Source organism: Streptomyces sp. NPDC014734, assembly GCF_043083325.1.
Lineage (GTDB): Bacteria > Actinomycetota > Actinomycetes > Streptomycetales > Streptomycetaceae > Streptomyces.
In genome coordinates this window covers 1-3,480 of the sequence record NZ_JBIBYN010000017.1, presented here as the reverse complement: position 1 = coordinate 3,480, position 3,480 = coordinate 1, and the positions used below count along the sequence as shown (strand labels likewise).

The 3,480-nt window shown below is 72.2% G+C and carries 4 protein-coding genes; 2 read left to right on the top strand and 2 right to left on the bottom strand.

What is annotated here, in order from left to right; all coding sequences use genetic code 11:
• Window positions 1–115: 115 nt before the first annotated feature.
• Together tuf and ACF1CT_RS24555 are read right to left on the bottom strand one after the other, a co-directional pair.
• Complete coding sequence (gene tuf, locus ACF1CT_RS24560; protein WP_391786088.1) at window positions 116–1,285, bottom strand: elongation factor Tu; 1,170 nt, start codon at window positions 1,283–1,285, stop codon at window positions 116–118.
• Window positions 1,286–1,373: 88 nt separating this feature from the next.
• On the bottom strand, window positions 1,374–1,514 hold the full coding sequence (locus tag ACF1CT_RS24555) for a hypothetical protein (RefSeq protein WP_391786087.1): 141 nt from the start codon (window positions 1,512–1,514) through the stop codon (window positions 1,374–1,376).
• A gap of 182 nt (window positions 1,515–1,696) precedes the next feature.
• Between ACF1CT_RS24555 and ACF1CT_RS24550 the strand changes: the two genes are divergently transcribed.
• Both ACF1CT_RS24550 and ACF1CT_RS24545 read left to right on the top strand, forming a co-directional pair.
• Complete coding sequence (locus tag ACF1CT_RS24550) at window positions 1,697–2,407, top strand: TVP38/TMEM64 family protein (protein ID WP_391786086.1); 711 nt, start codon at window positions 1,697–1,699, stop codon at window positions 2,405–2,407.
• Between the two features lie 238 nt (window positions 2,408–2,645).
• A partial coding sequence (locus ACF1CT_RS24545; RefSeq protein ID WP_391786085.1) for an undecaprenyl-diphosphate phosphatase occupies window positions 2,646–3,480 on the top strand: 835 nt, incomplete at its 3' end.

Sequence of the window (3,480 nt, the reverse complement as noted above, 5' to 3'; positions counted from 1 at the left end):
GGGGCGAGGCCGCGTGCCCTGTGCCCGTGGGCTGCGGGGGGCCCCCCCCCCCCCCGGCCCCCGGGGGGGGCCCCCCCCCGGGGGGGGGGGGCCCCCGGGCCCGGGCCCTGACGGATCAGAGCAGTCCGGTGACGGTGCCCGCGCCGACGGTCCGGCCGCCCTCGCGGATCGCGAAGCCGAGTCCGGCCTCCAGCGGTATGTCACGGCCCAGTTCCACGGTCACGTCGACCGTGTCCCCGGGGCGCGCCACCGCCACCGCGCCGAGGTCGACGTCGCCGACGACGTCCGCGGTGCGGATGTAGAACTGCGGCCGGTAGCCGGTGGTGACCGGGGTGGTCCGGCCGCCCTCGCGCGCCGACAGGACGTACACCTGGGCCGCGAAGCGCCGGCTCGGCGTCACGCTGCCGGGCGCCGCGACCACATGGCCGCGGCGGACCCGGTCGCGCTCCACCCCGCGCAGCAACAGGGCCACGTTGTCCCCGGCCTGCGCGGACTCCATCGGCTTACCGAAGGTCTCCAGCCCGGTGACGACCGTCTCGATGTCCGGTCCCAGCACCGACACCGGGTCGCCGACCCGTACGGTGCCGCGCTCGACGGCCCCGGTGACGACGGTGCCGCGACCGGTGATGGTCAGGACGTTCTCGACCGACAGCAGGAACGGCGCGTCGGTGTAGCGGACCGGCATCGGCACATACGTGTCGACCGCGTCCAGCAGCGCGTCGACGGCCGCGGTCCAACGCGGGTCGCCCTCCAGGGCCTTGAGTCCGGACACCCGGACGACGGGAACGGAGTCACCGCCGTAGCCGTGCGCGGTGAGCAGTTCACGGATCTCCAGCTCGACCAGGTCCGTCAGCTCGGGGTCTCCCGCGTCGGCCTTGTTGAGGGCGACGACGATGTGGTCGACGCCGACCTGCCGGGCGAGCAGCACGTGCTCGGCGGTCTGCGGCATGATGCCGTCGAGCGCGGAGACGACGAGGATCGCGCCGTCGAGCTGGGCGGCGCCGGTGACCATGTTCTTGACGTAGTCGGCGTGTCCGGGCATGTCGACGTGGGCGTAGTGGCGGGTGTCGGTCTCGTACTCGACGTGCGCGATGTTGATGGTGATGCCGCGCCGGCTCTCCTCCGGCGCCCGGTCGATCCGGTCGAACGGGACGAAGGTGCCGGTTCCGCGGTCGCTGAGGACCTTGGTGATGGCGGCGGTCAGGGTGGTCTTGCCGTGGTCGACGTGGCCCATGGTGCCGATGTTGAGGTGAGGCTTGGTCCGTACGTACGCCGTCTTGGGCATGGCTCGTTCCTTGGATTCGAAGCTGAGAGGAGACCCCAGGGCCTGCCGACCCTCCCCCTGCGGGGTCCGCCGGACTGTCGGAGGAGGGTCAGCTTCGGGCGCCGCCGAAGAGCGCCGCGGATGCGACGAACGCCGCTGCGGCGGCTGCCGGTGCGGTGACGGGGTTCACGGCAGCCCTCGGCGCGTCCGCGACTGCGGACCGCGCTGCGAGGAAGACGTACCGGAACATGCCTCCGATGATGGCCGGGGCGCACGGCCGCGTCGAATGGTTTTCCCAATTCCCATGAGGGCGGCGGCCGGGGCACGGGCGCGGGCGCGTACGCCGTACCCGGCACCGGAATGACCCGGAGCGGCCCGGCGGCACCTTTCGCGCCGAGGCGATCACGCACGAAGGTCGGTTAGTCTCCCCGCATGCTCGACCCCGTCCCCGCCGCCCGGCCCGCCGTCGGCCTCGCCGCGCGCTGCACGAGGGCGCTGCTCTCGCCCTGGTCCCGGTTGTCGCTGCTCGTCGTGGTGCTGCTGGCCGCCGCGGTGACGATGCTGCTGTTCGAGCCACAGCGGCTGCTGACCGGCGGTTGGCCGGGCCGGCTGAGCGGGGGCGCCGTCGCCGTGACGCTGTTCGGCGCGGTGTACGGGGTGTGCACCGTGGCCTTCGTACCGCGACCCCTGCTCAACGTCGCGGCCGGGGCGCTCTTCGGTTCGCAGGCGGGCCTGGCCGCCGCGCTGGCGGGGACCGTGCTCGGCGCGGGCGTCTCGTTCGCCCTGGGCCGGGTGCTCGGGCAGGACGCGCTGCGCACGCTGCTGCGGGGACGCTGGCTGAGGGCCGCGGACGGCCAGCTGAGCCGGCACGGCTTCCGCTCCATGATGGCGCTGCGGCTGTTTCCCGGGGTGCCGTTCGCGGCGGCCAACTACTGTGCGGCGGTGTCGCGCATGCGGTGCCCGGCGTTCCTGGCGGCGACCGGTCTGGGCTCGGTCCCGAACACCGCCGCCTACGTGGTCGCGGGCAGCACCGCCTCGTCGCCGTCGTCGCCCGCGTTCCTCGCCGCGATGGGTTTCATCGTGCTGACCGGCGCCGGTGCGGCCGTCGTCGCCTGGCGCAGGCGCCACCGTCTCACCGAGTGATCCCGGTACCGGACGGCGGGCCGCCGGACCGTGCCGGGTGCGGTCGGGCCGCCGGACCCTGCCGGTCACGGGGTACGCGCACTCCTGTTCATCCAGGGGCGATACCCTGCCCGCGACCGACCGAGGATCTCCGGGCCTGATACAGCTCTGTCCTCATCCGACCGCATATCCGCATGCTTCCGACGGTTCTCACCACCGTCGACCGATGCACGAGCACCTCCGGGATGGCCGAAGCCCCATGAACTGGTTCGAATCGTTCGTCCTGGGCCTTGTTCAGGGACTCACCGAGTTCCTGCCGATCTCCTCCAGCGCCCATCTGCGCCTCACCGCGGCGTTCGCCGGGTGGCACGACCCCGGCGCGGCGTTCACCGCCATCACGCAGATCGGCACGGAGGCGGCCGTCCTCATCTACTTCCGCAAGGACGTCGTGCGGATCGTCTCGGCCTGGTTCCGTTCGCTGTTCGACCGGTCGATGCGCGGCGACCACGACGCCAAGATGGGCTGGCTGGTCATCGTGGGGTCCATCCCCATCGGCGTACTCGGCGTGACGCTCAAGGACCAGATCGAGGGGCCGTTCCGCGACCTGCGGCTGATCGCCACCACCCTGATCGTGATGGGGATCGTCCTCGGCTTCGCCGACCGCCTCGCCGCCCGCGACGCGGGGGGCGGGAAGCACCGGGCCGGCAAGGAACGCAAGACGCTCAGGGAGCTGGGCATCAAGGACGGCCTGATCTTCGGTTTCTGCCAGGCGATGGCGCTCATCCCGGGCGTCTCCCGTTCCGGTGCCACGATCAGCGGCGGTCTGCTGATGGGCTACACCCGTGAGGCCGCCGCGCGCTACTCGTTCCTGCTGGCGATCCCGGCGGTACTGGCATCGGGTGTCTTCGAGCTGAAGGACGCGGGCGAGGGACACGTGGCGTGGGGGCCGACGATCTTCGCGACGGTCATCGCGTTCGGTGTGGGCTACGCCGTCATCGCCTGGTTCATGAAGTTCATCACCACCAAGAGCTTCATGCCGTTCGTGATCTACCGCGTGCTGCTCGGACTCGTGCTGTTCGCCCTGGTGGCGGCGG

Excerpts from the sequence above, each read along its gene's own strand:
- ACF1CT_RS24555 (WP_391786087.1), bottom strand. The coding sequence starts at position 1,514 with ATGTTCCGGTACGTCTTCCTCGCAGCGCGGTCCGCAGTCGCGGACGCG.
- ACF1CT_RS24550 (WP_391786086.1), top strand. The coding sequence starts at position 1,697 with ATGCTCGACCCCGTCCCCGCCGCCCGGCCCGCCGTCGGCCTCGCCGCG.
- tuf (WP_391786088.1), bottom strand. The coding sequence starts at position 1,285 with ATGCCCAAGACGGCGTACGTACGGACCAAGCCTCACCTCAACATCGGC.